Raw genomic sequence first — 937 nt, 5'->3', positions numbered from 1 at the left:
GGCCGTGGGCCTGCTGATCTACGTGATGGCCGCGCGCATCGGCCGCCAGCGCCGCCACCCATCGGCGGCCATGGGCTGCGTGCTGGCGATCGTGGCTTTCTCGTATGCGGCGGTGCCGCTGTTCCTGATGTTCGGATCGCGCAAGTTCGTGCGCCCGCTGCGGCGCTGCCGCCCTCATGCTGGCGGCAGGACCGGCATGGCTGGTTGCCGACCCGCCGCCGCAAGCTTTGCCGGCACCGTCACCCCCGCGTGGGTCCGCCTGGGCTCCGCAGCTGCTGGCGGGGCTGGAGCTGGCGCCACCGGTGCGCAATGCGCACATCGCCTTCCAGGAGCAGGGCGCGCAGGCGCCGGAGGGCCTGCTGGCCACGGTGGACTCTGCGCAGCACAGCCTGAATTTCTGCACCTTCGTCTTCGGCGACGACGAGCTGGGGCGGCGCTTGGCCGCGGCGCTGCAGTGGGCGTGGACGACTCGACGTTCGACGGCCTGAATGAGGTCGGCCGGGCGCGGCCCGTACTGCTACAGCGTAAGGTCGAAGAGCGATAGGCACCACATCGCCTATCCCAGAAAAATCGCGTCGATTGCTCAACATTTGAGCAATTGGCATTCTGGAGAAATGTGTCAATGCCTGACTTTACTTTCCAAATCAACGGCTTACGGCTCCTCCTGCGTCCCAGGCGAGTACAAAACTCAGTGAGAAAAGTACAAGACTCGCCGGGATGTCGAGGTGCTCTGGGTCTTGTAGCGGCCAGCTCGCGGAATCAACAACTCAGAACAGCACGACGCGAATGTCGCTGTATTGGCTTTTCACTCAGTGTTGTACTTTCCGGTTTTTTTCTCACTGAGTGCTGTATTTTCCGAACGCAAGGGCAGGCCGCCCGCGGGAAAAACCGCCAATGGTGCGTTGGATGGTGAGCTGACAGCATTCTCATATACCCC

At 63.0% G+C, this 937-nt stretch carries 1 protein-coding gene; it reads left to right on the top strand.

Translation table 11 applies throughout. The annotated features are described in order from the left end of the window. Window positions 1-302 precede the first annotated feature (302 nt). Window positions 303-488 (top strand): phospholipase D-like domain-containing protein, encoded by a 186-nt coding sequence (locus FJV41_RS57025; RefSeq protein ID WP_220137977.1) that lies wholly within the window; start codon window positions 303-305, stop codon window positions 486-488. Window positions 489-937 lie beyond the last annotated feature (449 nt).

The sequence above is a fragment of the Myxococcus llanfairpwllgwyngyllgogerychwyrndrobwllllantysiliogogogochensis genome (assembly GCF_006636215.1).
GTDB classification, from domain to species: Bacteria; Myxococcota; Myxococcia; order Myxococcales; family Myxococcaceae; genus Myxococcus; species Myxococcus llanfairpwllgwyngyllgogerychwyrndrobwllllantysiliogogogochensis.
The sequence above is the reverse complement of the archived record's forward strand: the minus strand, read 5'-3'. Positions and strand labels throughout refer to the sequence as shown.